Genomic DNA, 412 nt, shown 5'->3' with positions numbered 1-412 from the left:
ATTGTTGGCTCAGTTCATTCAAACTCATGCTAATCCAACATGCGATATTATTATTGTTGACCCAGACCGAGGTCGGAAAAATAAACTTAGCTCGAAAATGAGTGAATATGGATTTACGAGTGATCACATAAGACCAGACAATACCGATTATTTAGAGCAAAAATTTAAAGGTCACATACTCAGATTTTCGCGTACATCTGAAAGCATTTAACGCCCGCTTAAGGGGCAGACAACGCTACTGCAAAGCTTCCGCATAACACCGTAATCACAAAAACCAACGCATAATAAAAATGCTACGCGTTGGCTGTCCCTCTTGAAGCGTTTGTTAAGTGCCTTTGCTGCTCATGATATCTTTTAGTTCTTCGACTTTTAGAGGTGGCCTTTTAGAATGCAGCATTGCATGACAATTTGG

At 40.0% G+C, this 412-nt stretch carries 1 protein-coding gene; it reads left to right on the top strand.

Going from position 1 to position 412, the window contains the following annotated elements; translation table 11 throughout:
* Window positions 1–211, top strand: a 211-nt coding sequence (locus ACS2QP_RS27425; RefSeq protein ID WP_438883021.1) for a hypothetical protein, incomplete at its 5' end; no start/stop codon positions are given.
* Window positions 212–412: the final 201 nt, after the last annotated feature.

Source organism: Bacillus cereus group sp. Bce019 (assembly GCF_051781745.1).
Lineage (GTDB): Bacteria > Bacillota > Bacilli > Bacillales > Bacillaceae_G > Bacillus_A > Bacillus_A cereus.
The sequence above is the reverse complement of the archived record's forward strand: the minus strand, read 5'-3'. Positions and strand labels throughout refer to the sequence as shown.